Origin of the sequence: Oscillatoria sp. CS-180, from assembly GCF_028330965.1 — a bacterium.
Lineage (GTDB): Bacteria > Cyanobacteriota > Cyanobacteriia > Phormidesmidales > Phormidesmidaceae > Halomicronema.
The window spans coordinates 30,919-51,682 of sequence record NZ_JAQMUB010000042.1 but is presented as its reverse complement, the minus strand read 5'-3'; the positions used below and the strand labels follow the sequence as shown (position 1 = coordinate 51,682).

Annotated in this window: 16 protein-coding genes; 9 read left to right on the top strand and 7 right to left on the bottom strand. The window is 49.0% G+C overall.

Features of this window, described 5'->3' with window-relative positions; all coding sequences use genetic code 11:
* Window positions 1-268 precede the first annotated feature (268 nt).
* Together PN498_RS10215 and PN498_RS10210 are read left to right on the top strand one after the other, a co-directional pair.
* On the top strand, window positions 269-1,846 hold the full coding sequence (locus PN498_RS10215) for a M16 family metallopeptidase (protein WP_272062640.1): 1,578 nt from the start codon (window positions 269-271) through the stop codon (window positions 1,844-1,846).
* Window positions 1,847-1,895: 49 nt separating this feature from the next.
* Window positions 1,896-3,392: a M16 family metallopeptidase gene (locus PN498_RS10210; protein WP_272062639.1), complete on the top strand. Its 1,497-nt coding sequence runs from the start codon at window positions 1,896-1,898 to the stop codon at window positions 3,390-3,392.
* A gap of 337 nt (window positions 3,393-3,729) precedes the next feature.
* On the opposite strand, the gene PN498_RS10205 is transcribed toward PN498_RS10210, so the two are convergent.
* Entirely contained in the window at window positions 3,730-4,365 is a 636-nt protein-coding gene (locus PN498_RS10205) for a hypothetical protein (protein WP_272062638.1), read from the bottom strand.
* Window positions 4,366-4,571: 206 nt separating this feature from the next.
* A complete protein-coding gene (locus PN498_RS10200; protein ID WP_272062637.1) occupies window positions 4,572-5,057 on the bottom strand; it encodes an allophycocyanin subunit alpha-B in 486 nt (161 codons plus the stop codon).
* 173 nt (window positions 5,058-5,230) lie between these two features.
* Here PN498_RS10200 and PN498_RS10195 point away from each other — a divergent pair, with 173 nt between their 5' ends.
* Both PN498_RS10195 and PN498_RS10190 read left to right on the top strand, forming a co-directional pair.
* Complete coding sequence (locus PN498_RS10195; protein WP_272062636.1) at window positions 5,231-5,443, top strand: hypothetical protein; 213 nt, start codon at window positions 5,231-5,233, stop codon at window positions 5,441-5,443.
* Window positions 5,444-5,542: 99 nt separating this feature from the next.
* Complete coding sequence (locus PN498_RS10190) at window positions 5,543-6,322, top strand: DUF4058 family protein (RefSeq protein WP_272062635.1); 780 nt, start codon at window positions 5,543-5,545, stop codon at window positions 6,320-6,322.
* Window positions 6,323-6,442: 120 nt separating this feature from the next.
* Here the strand turns inward: PN498_RS10190 and PN498_RS10185 are convergent, their stop codons facing one another.
* Together PN498_RS10185 and PN498_RS10180 are read right to left on the bottom strand one after the other, a co-directional pair.
* A complete protein-coding gene (locus tag PN498_RS10185; protein ID WP_272062634.1) occupies window positions 6,443-7,093 on the bottom strand; it encodes an HAD-IA family hydrolase in 651 nt (216 codons plus the stop codon).
* A 7-nt stretch (window positions 7,094-7,100) separates the two neighbouring features.
* Window positions 7,101-8,294, bottom strand: coding sequence for an NAD(P)/FAD-dependent oxidoreductase (locus PN498_RS10180; protein ID WP_272062657.1), 1,194 nt, complete (start codon window positions 8,292-8,294; stop codon window positions 7,101-7,103).
* A 125-nt stretch (window positions 8,295-8,419) separates the two neighbouring features.
* On the opposite strand from PN498_RS10180, the gene PN498_RS10175 reads away from it, so the two are divergent.
* The 3 genes from PN498_RS10175 to PN498_RS10165 all read left to right on the top strand — a co-directional run bounded on the left by PN498_RS10175 (window position 8,420) and on the right by PN498_RS10165 (window position 11,055).
* Window positions 8,420-9,736 carry a recombinase family protein gene (locus tag PN498_RS10175; protein ID WP_272062633.1) on the top strand — a complete coding sequence of 439 codons (1,317 nt, stop codon included), beginning with the start codon at window positions 8,420-8,422 and terminating at the stop codon, window positions 9,734-9,736.
* A 319-nt stretch (window positions 9,737-10,055) separates the two neighbouring features.
* The gene (locus PN498_RS10170; protein WP_272062632.1) at window positions 10,056-10,697 is read left to right on the top strand and encodes a Uma2 family endonuclease; all 642 of its coding nucleotides are present in this window, start codon (window positions 10,056-10,058) and stop codon (window positions 10,695-10,697) included.
* Window positions 10,698-10,818: 121 nt separating this feature from the next.
* Complete coding sequence (locus tag PN498_RS10165) at window positions 10,819-11,055, top strand: hypothetical protein (RefSeq protein ID WP_272062631.1); 237 nt, start codon at window positions 10,819-10,821, stop codon at window positions 11,053-11,055.
* Between the two features lie 340 nt (window positions 11,056-11,395).
* Here the strand turns inward: PN498_RS10165 and ggt are convergent, their stop codons facing one another.
* From ggt to leuS, 3 genes are all read right to left on the bottom strand, one after another.
* A complete protein-coding gene (gene ggt, locus PN498_RS10160) occupies window positions 11,396-12,997 on the bottom strand; it encodes a gamma-glutamyltransferase (protein WP_272062630.1) in 1,602 nt (533 codons plus the stop codon).
* Window positions 12,998-13,023: 26 nt separating this feature from the next.
* A complete protein-coding gene (locus tag PN498_RS10155; protein WP_272062629.1) occupies window positions 13,024-13,785 on the bottom strand; it encodes a response regulator transcription factor in 762 nt (253 codons plus the stop codon).
* A gap of 875 nt (window positions 13,786-14,660) precedes the next feature.
* Window positions 14,661-17,240, bottom strand: a complete 2,580-nt coding sequence (gene leuS / locus PN498_RS10150) for a leucine--tRNA ligase (RefSeq protein ID WP_272062628.1) — start codon at window positions 17,238-17,240, stop codon at window positions 14,661-14,663.
* Window positions 17,241-18,080: 840 nt separating this feature from the next.
* On the opposite strand from leuS, the gene PN498_RS10145 reads away from it, so the two are divergent.
* Together PN498_RS10145 and PN498_RS10140 are read left to right on the top strand one after the other, a co-directional pair.
* Window positions 18,081-19,454, top strand: coding sequence for a hypothetical protein (locus PN498_RS10145; RefSeq protein WP_272062627.1), 1,374 nt, complete (start codon window positions 18,081-18,083; stop codon window positions 19,452-19,454).
* A gap of 423 nt (window positions 19,455-19,877) precedes the next feature.
* On the top strand, window positions 19,878-20,762 hold the full coding sequence (locus PN498_RS10140) for a hypothetical protein (RefSeq protein ID WP_272062626.1): 885 nt from the start codon (window positions 19,878-19,880) through the stop codon (window positions 20,760-20,762).
* Window positions 20,763-20,764: the final 2 nt, after the last annotated feature.

Here is a 20,764-nt window from a genome sequence, read left to right as displayed (position 1 = left end):
GCAGCGCACTGTTACCCGAGCGACAACGAAGACGCTGTAGTTCAGCGCCTAGTCTAGTTTTAACGTCATTATATAAACAACGTTCTTCACTACACACAGGGGTTAGAACGCGCGAAGGCAAAATAAGAGCAAGGTGTGTTGCAAACCTCAAATTAAATTCTCTTCTCCATCAGAAAAAGTTGCATCTTCCCAAGAATTGGGTTGTTTAAATGGTCATGAATGGAATTCATGTGCTGAAATGACTATGGAATGGTGATGGGCGATCGCAATGATACATTTTCACAGACCTTTACCTTCAGGCAAGTTTTGGCGACCCATTCTGTCGCTACTAGTTGTTGGGGTATTAAGTTGTTCGACTCTACTTGGTTGGCCGACGGCGGCTTTAGGGCGAGAAGCGACCGCCGAGACCACCTCAATTCAGCCCTATCTTGATCGGGTTGCAGAGCAAGTCAGCGAGTTTACCCTCGACAACGGCATGAAATTCATCGTGCTAGAGCGCCATCAAGCCCCTGTAGTCTCTTTCATGCTGTATGCCGATGTTGGGGCCGTCAATGAGGCCGATGGCGCAACAGGGATTGCCCACTACCTAGAACATTTGGCCTTTAAAGGAACTCAGCAAATTGGTACAACGAATTACGCAGCTGAGAAAGCGTTGCTTGATGAGATGGATGCTATTTTCGATCAACTGTTGGCAGCTGAAGCAGCGGGGCAGGCGGAAGTAGCAGAGACCTTGCGATCGCAGCTATTAGATTTGCGTCAACAAGCCTCCCAGTATGTTGAGCAGAACAAGTATGGTCAAATTGTGGAACAGGCCGGAGGTGTGGGTCTCAATGCCACCACCGGTGCTGACGCGACCCGCTATTTCTACAGCCTGCCATCCAACAAACTAGAGCTGTGGATGTCTTTAGAGTCTGAACGCTTTCTAGAACCTGTCTTTCGAGAATTTTACGAAGAGAAAGAAGTGATCCTGGAAGAGCGGCGGATGCGGGTTGATAATTCTCCCATTGGTCAGCTTATTGAAGTCTTCTTAGAAGAAGCCTTCGAAGAACATCCCTATCGCCGTCCGATTATTGGCTATCAAGAAGACTTGTACGTAGCAACTCGTGATACTGTGCAAGGCTTTTTCGATAATTACTATGGGCCGAATAACCTGATTGGGATTGTCGTTGGTGATGTCGCTGCCGAGACCGTGCAGGAGATGGCAGAAACCTACTTTGGTCGGTTCAGCGCCCGTAGTTTGCCTGCTGAAGTGACCATTGAAGAGCCGCCTCAACAGTCTCCTAGAGAATTTACGCTGGAGCTACCGTCTCAACCCTGGTATTTGGAGGGCTATCACCGCCCTGGAATTAACCACCCTGACCATACTATCTACGGCATGATCGAAGGAATTTTGGTCAGAGGCAGAACATCGCGCCTCTACAAAGAATTGGTTGAAGACCAGCAAATTGCCTTGGATATTGGAGGATTCAGCGGCTTTCCGGGCGACAAATATCCCAACATGTTGATCTTGTATGGACTCACGGCTCCTGATGTGGCACCGGACCAAATCGGCGAGGAAATTCATCAGCAGCTTGAACAACTCAAAACCGAGCCGGTCTCTGAGCAGGAGCTAGATCGAGTCAAGACACAGGCTCGGGCTGGACTGTTGAGGCAGCTAGACTCTAATGCCGGAATGGCGGCTTTACTGGCTGAATATGAGGCCAAAACGGGATCCTGGCGCAATATTTTCACGGAACTGAAAGATATTGAGGCGGTTACGGTTGAGGATATTCAACGAGTTGCTCAAGAAACCTTTCAGGCCAACAATCGAACAGTCGGCAAGATTATTCCTGTTGAGGGATCCTAGCGATCGCTCTTCCGTCTTTCTCTGTTAACCCCTTATCAACACTGTCGCTATGCGTGGGTCCTTCTCCTTCAAAATGATTCGTCGCTTCCGTTGGATGTCTTTTCTCTTGGGCATTTTGACGTTAGCGAGCGTTCTTGCTCTGAGCTGGCAATCGCCTGCTACCGCTGGCACTGCTCGTCACTACACCGAACTGGAATTTCCGCCTCTCGGTGAACTGCAAATTCCAGACTATGAGCGCTATGAATTACCCAATGGCCTGGTCGTGTATCTCATGGAAGATCATGAATTGCCCTTGGTTACGGGTAGTGCCACGTTTCGGACCGGAGAGCGACTGGTTCCTAATAGCCAAACGGGCCTTGGCGACATTATGGGGGACGCCATGCGTCTAGGAGGTACCGAGACCTACTCGGCTGAGGAATTGAACCTAGCCCTGGAGCAACGAGCGGCGTCTGTCGAAACGTCTGTTGATGTCGATTCGGGTGCTGCTAGTTTTAATACGCTGACCGAAGATTTGGAGGACGTCTTTGCGCTGTTCGCAGATGTCGTCCAGCAGCCAGCTTTTGCCCCTGACCGTATTGAGTTTTTGAAGAACCAATATCGTGGCTCGATTGATCGCCGCAATGATAATCCTGATGACATCGCTTCGCGTGAATTTCGTAAGCTGGTTTATGGCCGTGAAAGTCCCTATGCCCGCACCTATGAGTACAGCACGCTCAACAATGTCTCGCGGGATGACATTACTGAGTTTTACAACGCCTCAGTCCGTCCTGATCAAACGATATTAGCAATCTCAGGCGATATTGACCCTGAGCAGATGAAAATGCTGATCTCAGAGGCATTCGGTAATTGGCAAGCGCCCGCAGATGCGCCCAGCCTGCCGACGGCTCCTACCGCTGACCAAGCCCAAACAGGCATATTTCTCGTCGATCAGCCGCAACTCTCCCAGAGCTATGTCCAGATTGGACACATTGGGGGGCAGCGCAGCGCCGAAGATTATCCGGCGATGTCGGTCATGAATGAAGTGCTTAATGGCTTTGGTGGCCGTCTGTTCAATGAGGTGCGATCGCGCCAGGGGCTAGCCTATGTGGTGTATGCTTTCTGGGCAGCCCGCTACGATTACGACGGTATTTTTATTGGTGGGGGACAGACGCGATCAGACGCGACCGTTCCATTCATTCAATCGGTTAAGGAGGAGATTGACAGAATTCGTCAGGTTCCTGTTTCTACTGAGGAACTAGCTAGAGCCAAAGATTCTGTTCTCAACAGCTTTGTTTTCAATTTCCAAAGCCCTGAACAAACGCTGTCTCGTCTGGTGCGCTATGAGTACTATGACTATCCTCAGGATTTCGTTTTTCAGTTCCGCGAGGCTGTGGCTAATACAACGTCTGAAATGGTCTTAGAAGCGGCTCAAACTCACCTCAAGCCGGAAGATTTAGTTGTGCTGGTGGTTGGGAATGCTACCGAAATTCAGCCACCACTAACGACTTTAAGCCCAGACCAGCAAGTGACTCAGGTCGATATTACGATTCCCTCACCAGAGGCGTAGTGTCGTGGGTGTTGGCAGCAACACTACGCTGCTGAACGTGTTAGCAACAGGTGCATGACTGCGCATTGGCGCAGCCTGTCCTTTAACATTGTGCACTCTATGGTGAGAAGGCTGGGATGGTCCGATAGCCCACGTTGAAGCGACCTGATCCGTAAAGCAATACGCTTAATGGTGAGAACGATCACGCGATCGCATCACTTTTCTCACTTGAGCGGGTGACATGCATCCTTGGAGGAAATTACTTAGTCAAACATACTGATATTGACTCAACTCTAGCCGAGTCATCTACAGGGAACACACACCAATCGGCAGGTCACGGGAGTCCTGCCGATTTTTTTTATCGCATTGCTCCCATCGTGTTTTTCCAAGACAGTTCTTTGCAGAGCACGGTCAATGCTCGCTGGTCTACGCCCTCAAAAAGATTGCTGTTGATCAACTCATCAAGGACCTGTTGCGTGAGTTGGGCCGCGAACAGTCCCCCTGACCGCAGCAGATGGCTGTAATAGCAAAATTGGGGACGACCCTCTTGAGTACAGTGAAATCGATGAACTGTAGCTGTATCCAAGCTATAGACGTTGGTATTCACGGGGACGACCTCCTTGGGGATGCCGTGTTCGCCATACACTGTATCGACGGCTTCGGTTTTGAGGCTGCCGACCAAAACGACCCCCAATAGCGTACGGGTCTCACTGATGAGGTCAGGCGTAAAGATGGGGTCAGGTTCGCTTGATAAACGAGGACCATTGCTGAGAAACATGGGGTTGACAAGCTGAGAGTTATAAACCAAACCAACCGCCCAATGGCGATCGCCATCGTCTAGCGCGACAAACTGTCCAAACCCATAGTTCTCAGGGCTAGGCGGGGTCACAACGTCATGACCATCGTCCACCTGAATCACATAGTCGCAGTGAGAATTTGACTTCACGACCTTACCAATGCGTTGGGCCGTCTCAAGGCGCTCTAGAAAATCCATTGCTAGGTTTCCTCCAAAAAGGGGCAGTGGTTAACACCACTGCCCCTAGATTTTGCTATGTATGCACACAATGCGTCGCGTTTAGCCCGTTGAAAATAGCTTCAGCCCTCTAGGACTTTGCCTCCAACGACATCTAAGGCCTGAAAGCATAGTCAGATGGCTTGCTGACTTGTCCTAACGGAACCAGTGACAGCGATAGCTTGGACTTACGACATGGCTTGAATGATGTAGTCGAAGTAAGGTTCTGCTTCCTTCGCATCATCTTCAGACAATAGGTCAAGGGAAGCTTCCTTCAAACAGCGGATTGCCTCTGCCATCCCAGGAACTGGCACGTCGAGAGCGTTGTACATTTCACGCACTCCAATCAAGCCGATATTTTCAATGGGATCTTTGTCACCTGCAACAATGCCATAAGTGATCAAGCGTAGATACCAACCGTAATCTCGCAGGCACAAAGCTCGTTGCTTTTGTCCAAATGCGTTGCCGCCAGGTGCAATAAAGTCAGGACGACGACGCCATAGCTCTTTACTGGCCTTATCGACAATTTTCTTTTCGTTTTCAGAGAGAGTCTGAACGATTTGGGTGCGCTGCACACCTGTGGCTAAGTAGGCCTGAATACTCTTCAGCTCGCCAAGGGTGGGGTAGCGCAACTCATCATCGGCGTTCAAAATGACTTGGCTAACTACAGACATGTTTTTATAGAAACAAAGATGAATGACTGCTTATCATTGATAGTGTACAGATTTCAGTCTTTTCAGGAAAGGAATTGGTAGTCTGTGTAACCTGTTAATCCGGTTTTTAAGGCGTTTTCAGAGGAAAAAGTTTACACTTCTTCAAAGAGACGCTCAGAATTCAGACTCCAAAGATGGGAAAGCGAACACCGCAGGCTGGTTTTCAGGATTGGGAAGAAGCTCAGAGCCTAGATGAAATTGTTGTTGACAAGCGTACGGCTAAGCGGGCTGGGCGAGCTAAGGGCAGGCGTCGCGATCGCCGCTACGAAAACCGCCTTCTCCGCAGTACCCTTGATACGCTTGAGGTGGAAGAGGACCTAATGACTATTTCCGAAGACGCCAAATGAACCACTAGTACGGAACGCCCTGCTCTTTCGTAATCTTCAGCTGGGCTTCGCTACACTGGAACACATTAATGCTCGTCTGCTGAAAGTGCGATCGCGCTCATGAAAAATCCTTTTCCGGGTATGAATCCTTACTTGGAACAGCCAGGATTGTGGCCTCAAGTTCACAATCGGCTGATTATTGCGATCGCTGATGAAATTACGCCTCAAGTTGCTCCCCAGTACCGAGTTTCCATTGAAGAACGTATCTACGCCAGTACAGAATCTGCATCCTTGATTGGTATTGCAGATGTGGCCGCATTGTCTCGGAAGCAACTGACCAACCCATCGACACAAAGTACAGTCCAACTTGTAGAACCTCGGCGCGTCACATTGCCCATGCTAACCGAAGTTAAGGAGCGCTTTTTGCAGGTACGACTCCTGTCAACGGACAAAGTTGTCTGTGTTGTGGAACTACTGTCTCCTGCCAATAAGCGAGCTGGGGCAGGGAGGATTGCTTACGAAACAAAACGCCAGGCAATCTTATCGTCTGCGACAAACCTGGTTGAAGTTGATCTACTGAGAGGAGGCGATCCCTTACCCATCTCGCCTTCGGCCCAGGGATCTTATAGCATCTTAGTTAGCCGGAGCGCTGATAGACCTGAAGCTGAGCTGTATGAGTTCGAGCTATCTACCCCAATTCCTTGTTTTCCGATTCCCCTTGATTCTAATGACTTGGAGCCGATTGTTCCTCTACAAGAGCTTTTGAACACTACTTATACCCGTGCCCGGTTCGATTTAGCGATCGATTACTCTCAAGCTGTCAAGCCTGAGTTGTCTGAGAAAGAAATGGCTTGGATAGAAGGACTTGACGATTTCGCTCGAAATACTAACGTGCAGTAGGACGCCAAAGTTTGCATAAAAGTCGACAGCTACAACTGACTCGCAAAAATTGCTGACTGGGAAAGGACTTGCTCCTTCCCCAGTCTCTGGATGCTTGTCATCTTGTCTACGCTGAGTTTGCTACGTGCTAGGACGCCGTAGCCAGATGCCGCGCATTCCAGCAGCCTGTGCCCCTTCATAATCATCGGTGTAGCTGTCACCAACGTGCCATGCCTCAGAAGCTTGGCAATTGTGTTTTTGTAGAGCAGCCGCAAAGACAATAGGATCAGGTTTGGCGGCCCCTATCTCAGTTGAAATGGTGATGCTCTTGAAGAAATCGGCTAGGGCAAGCGCATCTAAAACAGTGTAGATACGCGAGTCGAAATTAGAGATAAGGCCAATCTCGATACCCTTAGCCCGCCACCGTTCTAGAGAGTTATAAGCATCGGGATAAACGACCCAAGGGTCTGCCCCAGCAAAGTAGGCATACAGATCGGCAAAAAAGGCTTCGAAATCATCAAACTGAGTACGCTTGCCGACTTCTTCAAATGTTTCGACGGCGATCGCCTTCCACCAAGCATATTCTTGAGCCGGAACGTCCGTTGGCTCGGCTTCTGGGAAAGCCATCGACTCAGCATCATTGAAGTGCTTGAAGAAGGCTGTGTTCAAAGCGTCCTTGTCCGCTTCGACGCCGTGACGCTGAGCAATGTCAGCATAGGCAGTACCGACACTATCTTTCACCCCGAACAAGGTCCCGACAGCATCTACGAAAATAACTTTGGGTTGTTGCATGCGATCGCTAAACCGATAGTAGATCTCTCAAAGGTTGCTGAATCCAGTTCAAGCCAACTCGGATTTGATGATTGACCGTAGGCATCCGATACAGATAAGTCAGTCGCCGGGCGACGTGAGCTAGAGGTCCTTCTAATCGCAAACCTAGACCTGTTAGGGTAGCGTTGTCGATCCCCAAAGTCATCATCTCCCCAAGATGCTGGTAATGGAACGGCAGCAAGGGTCTATTAGTTAAAGATGCCCAAATATTCCAACCAACATAATCTGCTTGTTGTAAAGCTGACTGCGCTGTGTTGGGAACTTGCTGCCCTGAAGCGTCTTTGCAGTCTGCTAAATCACCCAAAGCAAAGATGTCAGGACAATCCACAACTTGAAGCGTGGTGTCTACTTTGATCTGCTGACGATCGTTGCGCGGTAAATCGAGGGATTCCAACAGGGGGACAACGCGGGTTCCCACAGTCCACAGGATCACATCAACAGGTAGCTCATCCGTCTGCTCTCGGTAGGTCAGCGTCATTGAGTCAGCCGTAATGGTCTCGACGGAAGTTTCTAGATCGAGCCACACGTTACGCTCTGACAAGGCATCCCGAGCTGCTTGGCGGTTAAATTCTGCTGATGACAACAAAATGTCGTCGGCCCGCTCGATGAGACGAACACGTCCGCGATCGCCCAATCTATCTGCAACTTTACAAGCCAGCTCGACGCCACTATAGCCGCCTCCTACAACCGCCACACGAATTTTCTCTGCGTCCGACAGTTCTAGCTGTCGTAGTTGATCCTGAAGCTTGTGGGCATCTTCAACCGTGCGGAAGGGAATCGCATGTTCTGCAGCCCCCGGCGCCATATTCATGGGCGTTTCACCGCCCAAGGCGAGCACTAAGCGGTCATAGGCCAGTGTTTCTCCTATGCCCAACTGAATCTGTTTGCCAGCCAGATCAATCGATTCAACACTGCTTTGAACAAACTGGATCTGAGTCCCGACAAGCAATTCTGCATAGGGGGGGGCTACTTCCCAAGTTGCTAATTCCCCAGTCACCAGCTCATACAGTAAAGGAGCGAAGATGAAGCGATCGCGCTGATCAATCAACACGATTTCGACTGGCTCATGGGAACTCCACGGCAGAGAGTTGAGGCGTAAAGCCGTGTAAAGCCCACCAAAGCCTCCACCTAAAATACAAATGCGTCTTACTGAGTCAGTCATGATGTGGGTGAGATAATTGCGTTCCTTCTTTAAGATAATGGCCTGTTGGAGACAGGGGGCTTCTTGCAAAGGAAATTACCCGCATTACCTTAATCGTTGCTGCCATTTCGTTGTTGCCCACCGGTATGACCATTGCTGCCTACGCCTATATCGATCCCTATATTGAAGCAGCCATCCAAGCAGAGGATTTTCAGCCCACTGCTGATCGCCTCTATGTCGACTACAGCCGTTCCCCTGAACCCCGTTCAGCCCTCCAACAGCTTTTCGCAGACTGCAAAGTAACCCCACCTGAGCGTTTACTCATCCGGGAGTTGGGGGAAATTGGGGACTCGCTCAGCGACGTTTTTCAAACGGTGACGGCTTTGGAGAACTCTGGCGTCCAAATTATGGCGCTAGACCAGAGCTATTGCACATCGGATGGGGTGAAGGGTGAAGTAGACAACGCTCAACTGCTGAAATTAGCAGAGCAGATCCAAGTTCAGCACCGCCGTCAGCAGCTTCAGGCAGGTCATGCTCGTAATCGGGTCAATGTGCTGCCACCGCCAGGTCGTGCTCCCTATGGTTATCGACGCGGACGCTATCGTTATGCCCTTGATCGCGCAACAGCCCCTGTTGTCAAAGCGTTTTTTGAGCATTTCATTCTCTATGGTTCTGTACGAGGCTCTGCCCGATATTTGGAGAAGACGTATGGAAAACGAATTTCGGCCTCCACTGCTCAGCGTTGGTTACAGCATCCTGTCTACCGAGGCGATCTCCTTTACAAAGACGACAGCGTTGTTCGCGATACCCATACTCCCATCATCTCTCGTGAGGAAGCTGCTCAGGTCGATCGCCTGCTACGACGCAATCGTAAGCTGCCTCCCAAAACAGCTAGTGCTGAGCGATCGCTGGCGGGTCTGGTCAAGTGTCAAGAATGTCAGAGTAAGCTCAAAGTCTCCAAGGTGACTCGCCCTCGTCAGGACAAGAGTTATCTATATCTGCGACCGATGCAGTGTGGACGCGAGGTGAACTGTCGGGCGATCGCCTACGAAAGCGTGCTAGAAAAAACCATTGATGCTATTTGCGCTCAGTTACCCGAAGCCGTTTCCAATCTCAAAGGCCCCCCTATTGGGGCCATCAAAGAGTGCTTACTCACTCAAATTGAGAATAAGGAGCAAGCCCTTGAACAGCTTGATGATCTCCAACAGCAAGCCATTTTGGACGAGACGAGCGCTAATTTGCGGGCTTATACCTTGAGAAATGAACTCTCTCAATTGCAGCAGCAGCTCTCACAGTTGCCCCCCGAAAACCTACCACAGATTGCCCAAACGCTTTCTGTCAAAGCCTTTTGGCTAGATCTCTCGGAAGCCGAGCGCCGTGTTTACCTCCGCGAATTCATTCAGTCGGTTCAAATTGTGAGAAAAGACAACAGCTGGGATGTTCAAATTCAATTTGTCTTTTAACAACGCTTCGACGCAAGTTTTGTTGTCATCTTAGAAAGCACTCGGATAGTGCAGAGTATTCTGTTAGGGGATCTCCAGGATTTATAGCTGTAGCCATCTAGGTTTGTGCATTCCCAATACCCTCAATGTGCTTAGCATAGGCCAGATGGCTCGCCGTCTTGTCCTAACGGAACTGGCGACGGCCATACCGCTGGTAGGGTGTCATTAGCGCAGCATAATGCACCACAGCCGGATATTTTTAGTTTCAGAAATCTCCTTCATTGCTCTTTTGATAGGATTGTCGATAGTCAGCCAGTTCTGCATTGGCAAGTCCATCAAAATGGTCACGCTTCAACTTCAACAACTTGATGTTCCTGTTGGTCAGCGACTGCTCGTCCGCAACCTCGATTGGCAGCAATTTGAACGCATCTTAGAAGAATTGGGGGAAACGCGCTCATCACGCATTGCTTACAGTCATGGCACCTTAGAGATCAGAATGCCTTCGCCAGAACACGAAGTAGATAAAGAACTCATTGGTGATTTGGTTAAAATTGTGCTGGATGAGTTTGAAATGGATTGTGAATGCTTCGGTTCCACCACGTTTAAACAAGAAGCAATGGAGAGTGGAATTGAGCCCGATCAGTGTTTCTACATCCAGAATCAGGAAGAGATGAGGGGGAAACGACGTATCGACCTCACCGTTGATCCACCACCCGATCTGACAATTGAAGTGGATGTTACCTCAAAGACGCAACTGGAGGCTTATGCCGCCCTTGGCGTTCCTGAACTGTGGCTGTATGAAAAAGGCCGATTAAACATTTATGTCCTAGACGAAGACCAGTATCGAAGCACTGCCGTGAGTCCTACGTTTCCAAATCTGCCGATTCTAGAGTGGGTTGCGAGAGTGATCGAGCAAAGCCTTGCGGTCGGCAGAAGCCCTGCTCTACGTGCTTTCCGAAAGCAGGTTCGGCAAATGACTTAATTGTCGCAGCTGATACTTCTCTTGCTTTCAAGCGATTCAGGCTGATGTTGGTTAAACGCGATCGCCTCCTAGCACCCAGAAATATCCGTTACTGCAACCGAGTCACACCATTGCGTGATCCATGACAGTATGCAGCCAGGATCAGAAACACAAAATTGATATCGAGAAAGCTGGAGCCAATGCTGTTTCTATCAACAGCAAAACGATTCGAGCTTTGCACCATGACAATAACTATCGTTATGAAACCAAACTCCAGCGCCAGGTTAAAGCTGAAATAGTACCCACTGTTTCGGGTATCCGGCGTCGGATTCGTCCTCGCCTAACTGGGCCTTGGAAGTTGGAGATAACGGTCAGTTGACCTGTCATGGGTCTCGCTAGTTTCTCTTTTGCGACTTTCCTCCTAGACGACAACAGCAACCATGCCTTAAGTCCCTTTTGCTGATCTAGCAGGAGGGACTTTTTTTGAGTTGTCGTTTTAGCCCTCTAGGCTTTTGCAGCTTGGTCAAGTACATCTCAGTATCTTAAGGGAACAGGGAATGGGGTGCGTTGATTTAATGCATGCCGCTATAGGCTTGTGCATCCAATAACATCCAGGTCCTTGACCCATAACTAGATGGCTCGCTGTCTTGTTCTAACGGAACTGGCGATCGTATGACTTTAGTCATCTGTCCCGTTTCTGGGGAAAACAGGTCATCAACCTATAGTCCGATCGCGATACCGTCGCTGCGGCGATCGCATCCTCCTTCCATCGTCTCGGTATCAGGAGCGTAGCGAATAACGTGGGCGTGCCCCATTTTGACGTTCCAGTCAGGGCCAACGGTCAGAACATGACCCCGCTCTCGTAGCGCCTGCCGTACAGCAATTGGAATTCGCCCCTCCAGCGTTAAGCTAACCGTCTCATCTCCCCAAGTCCGCCCCCAAAGCCAGCGTGGTTCATCGATCGCGGTCTGCGGATCGAAGCCAAAATCTAGCAGCCTAGTCAGTAATGCCAGCTGAGTTTGAGGCTGTCCCTCGCCGCCCATAGTCCCCAGAATGAGATATGGGTGACCGCTTGGCTGCAACACCATCCCCGGCATCAGGGTATGAAATGTTCGTTTCCCTGGCATCAAACAGTTGAGATGATTGGGATTGAGGGAGAAAAAGCAGCCGCGATTTTGTAAGACGAAGCCTGTTTGGGGAACGACAACAGCTGAGCCAAAATCAAAATAAATGCTCTGAATGACTGAGACTGCGTTGCCGAATGCATCTGCGACTGCGGTGTAGGTCGTATCGCTGCCCATAGGAACCGCTGCGTACTGTCCGGCCCGGGTTAACGATAACTGGAAGCGACGGCGATCAGCGTAGGCTTTAGAAACCAGTTTGTTGATCGGAATCTTGACAAAGTCGGGGTCGGTGAGCCAGTGACCGCGATCAACCAGAGCTAATTTGGTTGCTTCAATCATCAAGTGATAGTAATCAGCGCTGTCATGTCCCATCCCTTGCAGGTCAAAGGGTTCAATTAGGTTCAGCATTTGCAAAACGGCAAACCCTTGGGAGTTGGGCGGCAGCTGTGCGATGCGATAGCCCTGATAGGTTGTCTCAATTGGCTTCACCCAGTCCGAATGATGCGCTGTAAAATCGTCCAGCGTCAGAAGTCCGCCTACGGAATTGAGGTGATCCGCAATTTGCTGTGCGATCGCCCCCTGATAAAAAGCCGATGCCCCTTCATGCGATAAAGTCTCTAGGGTTCGAGCCAAGTCTGGATTTTTCAGTATTGATTGTGGGGCAGGAACTTCTCCTTGCGCTAGGAAGGGACAAGCCGATGGCGAATGCTGCTCAAAATGAGGACGATCACGGCGTGTCCAGTACGATTGGGAGCCGGATACCGGATATCCCAATTCGGCCAGGGCAATCGCGGGCTGTAAGAGTGTAGTCCAGTCCTGCTGACCAAAGCGACGATGAGCTTGCTCCCAAGACGCTACTGCTCCCGGCACAGTCATCGCTGCTAGAGGACCTCGTTGAGGAATGAATTGATGGCCTTGCTGCTGATATAAATCAATAGTGGCTCTTTGTGCAGCTCGGCCTGAACCGTTGAGACCGTAGAGCGCCTGACTTTTGGCATCGTAGATTAGCCAAAAAGCATCACCACCCAGCCCCGTCATGTGTGGATACACAACGCCCAGGGCTGCTTGAATGGCGATCGCTGCATCAACGGCATTACCGCCGTCTCTCAAAATCTGCGCGCCCACTTCAGAAGCCAAGGAATGGGGACATATCACCATTCCCTGCTTTGACGTTACAGGTTCCTCTGTGGGGTTCATGCTTTGTTTAGAGGCAGAATACGAGACTAGCCCAAGCGATAGCCGAACCCTCTCACCGTTTTCAAATACTTAGGTTTGCTGGGATCCTCTTCCAGCTTTTCCCGAATCCAGCGGATATGAACATCTACTGTCTTGTTATCGCCCATAAAGTCATGCCCCCAAACCTTGTCAATAATTTGGTCACGGGACCAGACCCGGCGAGGCTGGCTCATGAACAGCTCTAGAATCCGAAACTCTTTTGGAGAAAGGTTAACCTCTTCACCTTTCAGAAAGACACGGCACTCTTTGGGATTCAGCTCAACCTCTTCAAACCTCAAGACGGGATCTGGCTCTTGTTTGCTCATTCCACGCTGGCGACGAAGCAGGGCGCGACATCGGGCAATCAACTCTCGCATACCGAACGGTTTTGCTAGATAGTCATCGGCCCCAACCTCTAAACCAACTACGCGATCAGTCTCAGTACTCTTTGCACTCAAAATCAGAAGCGGTACGTCGATACCTTGATGCCGAAGAAGACGGCATAAATCAAGCCCGTTCATACCGGGCAGCATTAAATCAAGAATGACTAAGTTAATGTCCGAAGAGGATCGATGGGAGCTTTTCTGAGTTCCTCCCAGCATTTCTAGAGCTGTAAGGCCATCCTCTGCGACCAAAATCTCGAAACCAATTTCTGCCAGGGCTAGACCCACGGTTTCACGAATTAGTTCTTCGTCCTCAACGATTAGGACTCGCCCCAACCCAATGCGAACGCCCTGTTGATAGGCAGAAGGCAACGTGAGAGATGTCATAGGGAGAATTTGCATCTATATACAACGCCACTCTACCAATCCGTGCTCCTCTTTTAAACCAACAATAACCTTTATTTTTCCTCTTCTCTATACTGACTATGCTCTAAAGTCACGACCCGAAAGGATAACAGGGTTTATGAAAATTTCAAAAAAGTCATTCACTGTTTGAACAGGTTTAAAAATACGCTAATCAATTGAGCCGCGATCGCGCTTTATGAGGACAAAGGTATAGACCAAAACCGCAATAGCACAACTGCTCTAGAGACGCTTGTAGACCGTGCTCTCTTCATGCTGTTTGACTCAAAAGCCTTGAGAAACGAGGCCTATGGATTCAAAGACTATAAATCCACAGCCGAAATAGTCCTTGTTTTGACAGCGATTAATGTGTCGATCAATAGAATTAGAATTATTTAAAATCTTTTTAATTGGTTACTATTTATCTTCTTGAGAAATGCATAATAGTGATGCTTAGAGGACTAAAAATAGAACAATGGCGAGTTTTAATTCACAATTTTATTTGATTGAATTCACTTGAAACCTTGTTTTGGATTAAGCTTCATTTAACCTTTGCTGTTGATAATTGCTAGCCCAATATCAAGTAACCCTGCAATCCCAATTTTGATACTCTGACATATCAAAAGAATTCCATTCCTTTTACATGAGCTTGAAATGAGGAAAAAGAATTCCAAAACGACTTGGATTGCTGCCATATTGATTGGCTAACAATTTTCTTAAGTGATCTGTACACATCCCAGTAAAAATATAAAAGTTTACTGTGAACGTTTTTTGTGCTTTTCTTGCGTAATTCCTCTGAGAGTCTTTTGCGGATCTATCTTTCTAGAGCGATCGCAAAACGTAAGGTTCTATCCGTAAACTTACACAGCCACAAAGTTGACGAGTTTGCCTGGAACCACAATCACTTTCTTGATTTCTTTGCCATCTAGATAACGCTGAGCAATTTCAGATTCTCGGGCGTATTTTTCTAAAGCTGCCTTATCAGAACTAGCAGGAACGCTAATAGTGCCGCGCGTTTTACCCATGATCTGAATAACCAAAGTGATTTCATCGGCGACCAGCGCTGTTTCATCCAACTGGGGCCAACTTTGGCGATGGATGGAATCAGAGTGGCCTAGCTGATGCCAGAGATCCTCAGCGATATGAGGGGCGAACGGAGCGAGTAATTTGACGAGTGTCGCAATGCCCTCTGCATAGACTGAAGAAGCTTTATCGCTAGTATCGCTCATGGCATTGCTAAGCTTCATCAATTCTGAGATAGCCGTGTTGAACTGATACTCACCTTCAACGTCTTCACTGATTTCTTTGATAGCAGTATGGACTGCACGACGAAGATCCTTGTCGGCCTTAGACAAAGACTCCATTTTGGAAGCAGCTAGACCATTGGGATGGGAAGCAGCAAAGTCCGTTACGAGTCGCCACACTCGGTTAAGAAACCGATGCTGTCCTTCAACATCCGCATCATCCCATTCCAGGTCTTTTTCCGGTGGCGCTTTGAACAGGATAAACATGCGAGCCGTATCAGCTCCATATCGTGCTAAAACATCTTGCGGAGCGACGCCATTATATTTAGACTTGGACATCTTCTCGTAGAAGCCTTCCAACGCTTCACCCGTCTCCGGATCGACGGGATTCTCTGGATCAGCAATCTCCTGAATTGGAATATACTTGCCCGTTTTGGGGTTCTTATAGGTGATGTTCTGCACCATCCCCTGCGTTAGTAGGCGTTTGAAAGGTTCATCAACGTTTAACAAACCGCGATCTCGCAACACCTTCGTGAAGAACCGCGAATAGAGCAAATGCAAAATGGCGTGTTCAATACCGCCCACATATTGGTCTACAGGTAGCCAATCGTTGGCCTTGTCAGGATCGAAAATAGCCTCTTCGTTGCGGGCATCAGCAAATCGCAGGAAATACCAGGACGAATCAATGAAGGTATCCATGGTGTCAGTCTCTCGCTGGGCAGGTTCGCCACAGGTGGGACAAGGCACATTGATCCAGTGGTCGAGTTTCGACAACGGTGAGGCTCCCCGACCACTAAACTCAACATCCTGAGGCAACTCAACCGGAAGCTGCTCGTCAGGCACGGGCACAGTTCCACAACTGGGACAGTGGACCACAGGAATCGGAACGCCCCAGTAGCGCTGCCGAGAAATTAACCAGTCGCGTAAGCGGAAGTTGGCTTGACCTTGACCTTGACCTTCATTTTCTAGCCAAGCGATCGCCTGTTCAACACTTTGTCCTTCTCCTTTCCCCGCAGGCACCCCATTTAAAGGACCGGAATGAACCATCACGCCATCCCCCGGCCATGCTTCCGCCATCGTTGCACCATCCAGCGTTTCCCCTTCTGGCTGCACCACAACTTTGATGTCTAAGCCAAATTTGCGGGCAAATGCGAAGTCTCTCTGGTCGTGGGCTGGAACGGCCATAATCGCGCCAGTGCCATAGCCCATGAGAACGTAATCGGCAATCCAAATGGGGATTTTTTCCGCATTGACGGGGTTAATGGCATAGCTGCCTGTCCAGACACCCGATTTCTCCTTATCTTCAGCCGTGCGATCAATATCGCTTTTAGCTGCCGCCTCTGCCTGGTAGGTGGCGATCGCGTCGCGCTGCTCAGCCGTGGTTAGTTTTTCGACTAAAGGATGTTCCGGAGACAATACCATGAAGGTCGCGCCCCACAAGGTGTCTGGACGTGTCGTGAAAATTTCTAAGTCGTCTCCCTGCTCGGTCTTGAACGTGACCTTAGCGCCTGTGGATTTGCCAATCCAGTTTTCCTGCATCAGGCGCACTCGCTCGGGCCAACCGGATAGCTGGTCAAGGTCCTGAAGCAATTCATCGGCGTAGTCAGTGATTTTCAAAAACCACTGCCGCAAAAGTTTGCGCTCTACCTTCGCACCGGAGCGCCATGATTTACCCTCGCTATCCACCTGTTCATTCGCCAGCACGGTTTGGTCAACGGGATCCCAGTTCACTGCCGCTTCTTTTTGGTAGGCTAGACCCGCTTTTAAGAACTGGATGAAGCTCCACTGAGTCCAGCGATAATAGTCAGGTGAGCAGGTTGCGACTTCCCGCTCCCAGTCATAAGACAGCCCCAACCGCTTGAGCTGCGATCGCATTTGGTCAATATTCTGATAGGTCCACTTAGCGGGATGAATACCGCGATCAATAGCCGCATTTTCTGCGGGTAGGCCAAACGCATCCCAACCCATCGGATGCAAAACCCGATAGCCCTGCATGCGCCGCACTCGGGCAATGACGTCAGTGATGGTGTAGTTCCGCACGTGTCCCATGTGCAGGTTGCCAGACGGATAGGGGAACATAGACAGCGCATAGAACTTGGGTTTGCTGGAATCGTCTTCAGTTCGATCCAATCCTTGCTCAGCCCAAATCTGCTGCCACTTTTCCTCGATCGCTGCGGGAGTATACTTATCCGCCACGTCCGAACTCCTTCCTTGCTATCCGCTTGACTCCACAATTCTAAAGGTTAGACGCGATATACGGCAGCCAATGCAATGCATCTCACTGCCGTCCATAAACCGAAAATCAGACAATCCCCTTAGATGTGATTCATCGCGTGTAGTCCAATAGCTTGCCGCCTTGTTCCAACGGAACTGGCGATCTAGCATTAAATACTTTTAGGCATTTGATAGATTATGGAGCGCTCGGTTAGTTCAAATGTTCAGAAAGTAGCTAATCAAGCTCATTATGAAATAGCTGAGACAGCAAAAAAATATTTAAGACTGTTCGGTTTGTTTAGCGAAAAGTGAGAATGACAAGTATGAAGAGTACTTCTATATTTATTCCTTCTCTGAAGTTATTAGAAAACGCTATGAGCCGCCAACATTACTTTTTGCGGTAAAGCGACTCATCAATTTATTTGCATAAAAAATTTCTAATACTTTTCTTAGTTGACTCTTAGAAAAGGCTGTATTGCAAGGCTGTGGACACTGCTCGCAAATTGAATATCTGTTTTCTTAAATTGCTACGCCCGAGATAGTCCGCAAACTACTCGCTTAGTGGCAAATGTTTGAGCCATAGCAGACTCATGGAAGCCTCTTGTGTCGACCTTTGTAAGCGTTTCAATTTTTCTTTGTGTTTCTCAATTTCCACATCAAGAAAAATTGGTCAAAATAAATTTTTCTTGTCAAAATTACACGAAAAAATATGTTTGTATTTAAAAGTACAAAAATAATGGGATGTCAGCTTGTACTTTTCTAAGAGGTGAGCTCTTGAAAGTTGATATCAAATTTGACGTTGATACTAAGGAAGTTGCATCGATGAAATTTTGGCAAAAAGGGGTGGTGGGTGTTGGTATTTTTACGGTTATTGCAATAGGAGCAGGGGTAGCAAAAACATATGCAAAGTACAGTGACCATAACCTTGCAGCAATTGACCTGATGAATGAGCCGGTTTCGGGGCAATTGGTTTATACCGGTGAGGCTATCAATTTTGTCCAAGCGGAAGAGGGTTCTAATATCTATGACATCTCATTTGATTTGGAAGGTGACGGCTACAACGAAACCTTAAAGTTACAAAATATCGATCTCGATTTATTTATCCCTGCTGTGCCTGAGCATGTTCAGGGCGATGATCAATTAGTTCGCTGGTTTTTATCTGAACGAGAGTTCAATCGGCAACGGGCTGTGTTTTCAGCTGGTTCAGAGCACATCTATGCTCCTGATGGGTTTGCGGGTTATGACAGCGATCAGCTCGTGATTTCTTTGACCAATAATTGCTTAGGGGCAGGGCATTGGGAATTAGCAGTCTCTGTTGTGGAAGAGGACGGTTCGACGCGCAAAGTCTATCAAGGCTTTTTTGGATTCCCGATGGGAACCTATGCCCAGATGGTCCGCGATAGAAATCCGGATGTTAGCTACCTGCTTCATGCTCGCTCCATGGAGCCTTGGATTGGGTTTAGATTCCTGAGAGGCAGTACTTTTGATATTGATCGTCTCCGGACGGTCGTCAGTGATACTCGTGTTGAAGGGTCTGACCGCGCTGATGCAGCAGTATTAGTGCGTAACGAGCAGGCGGATAAAGCTGATCTAGTTGTCTACGACGGGGCTCCTTGGGAGAACTATGCAGAGCTACGGCAATCTTCAGTGAAGTTCCAGAGCTTTGTTGCGCCTGGTATCTATACTGACCAGCGATTGTGGGGGTCAAATTTGAGTGAAATTGCCACTCTGGACCATGCGATCGCAAGAAAGATTGAGTCGCCTCTGTCGGATAAAGAGCTGACAGAGATCGAGCTAGTCATGCTCAACAACGAGGGTGTACCTCGCCGTTTGATCGTGAGCGGTATTGATTTGGAACAAGTCCCTCAACTGCCGATAGAGAACTATTCCGATGGTGTCTATCGTCCTATGGGATTTGGTACGCCGTTTACCCAAGACTATGAAGAATTGAAGCAACAACCCCCTGAAAGCGTGCCGTTCTTCAGCGTTTTGCTGGATGAGAATGACAAAATTATCAACTATCGTATGGATGTGGGTATAAACGGGTTGGTTCTTCACCGAGATGAAGCCGATCCCAGCGTATTACACCTCTATCTCATGGCTTACGAGCGCATTCTCTTGGTTGGACACTACGTTATTGATGTTGATAAGGAAGCATCAACAACGGCGCAAACTACCGTGGATACAGCGATGTGATCGAGACGGTTGGATACACGAGCCTAGATGGCTAAAGCTTATATGTCGCCTCGGCCACTCTGTGATGGTTGAGGCGATTTTTTCTAATTGGACAATGCTGCTCCGTCGCCAATTTTGTTGAGACCAAACGGTAAACCCTCGCGCGAGACGCTAGGAACCCGGACGCTACCCAGTGCACTTTTGCAATGGGATTCCTGTAGTCTGTCTTCACCTTGCGTTATGGAGTGTTGCGTTTTTCGAACAAGCTCAAAGTTTGTTGAGGTGGTGCAGCCACTCCTCAGTATTCTGCCGTATTACTGAAATAAGAAGCAGTGATGATGACTATTAGCAAATTTTATGTCTCATCTAGCTCCCCCTAGCCGTCGAGGACCTTGAATGTGCCATCTCGGCGGTTTTTTGTAGGTGATTGACCAGGTAATCGAGATGATTTCTTCAGACTTGATGAAGCTTCAGGAAAAGACGTCTCGACTTGATCGCAATCAAGTTCAGTTGGCGTTGGCGATCGCCGATACGGCTCTATTGAAATCACTGTTAGTGGACTGTACACCGGCGATCGCCCTACCGCATCAGATCAATCAGTTGAAAGTAACGGTTGGCCCGCCCCCTGGTCAGAAGGGCGCTGAACACGCCGATGCGGTGATTGAGTACGAACAGCTCTGGTGTACGCCATCGGAAGGAGCACCCAATGAAGACCATTTTTCAGTTAAAGATTATCAATCGTTGACGCGCTGTCAGTCTGAGCTAAAAACGTTGGGCTGGCGCATCAGTCTGTCGGACGCGATCGCCCTGCTGCAACATGGTGGCTTTCAAGAGTCACAGATTCAGCGCATTCTCCAGCTTCCGTGGGAAGGATGGTACCGTTCTTGGTGGGATACGTTTGAGCCTCAGGGTCATCTGGGTTTACCTTTCCAGCGGTGGTTTCGCACCCGTTGCTACAGTGATGGTACTTATACGCTTCAGTATCGGGATCACTACGCTCAAGATGCACCGCCTTGTTTTCGCGGAATCTGGCAGCAGGTGCCCGTTGTGATTAACCAAGCGGCTGGGCAATTTGGAGAAACGCTAACCGGATTAAAGAAAGCCTGCCACACTCTGAATGCTCAGCGCTGCATTTTATTAGCAGATGAGCTACTAACTGATTTAGAGGCTGAGGGGTATATTCGTCAGGGAGTTAGCCTTTACCCGCTTCAGCAATCAGCCCTGGCAGAGCAATCACTTTGTCAAAGGTGCGATCGCAACCAGTGTCCGATGAGGCATCAGCAGAATGCGCCCATCATCAACTGCCGCGATTATGTTTCGTATGCGTAGCG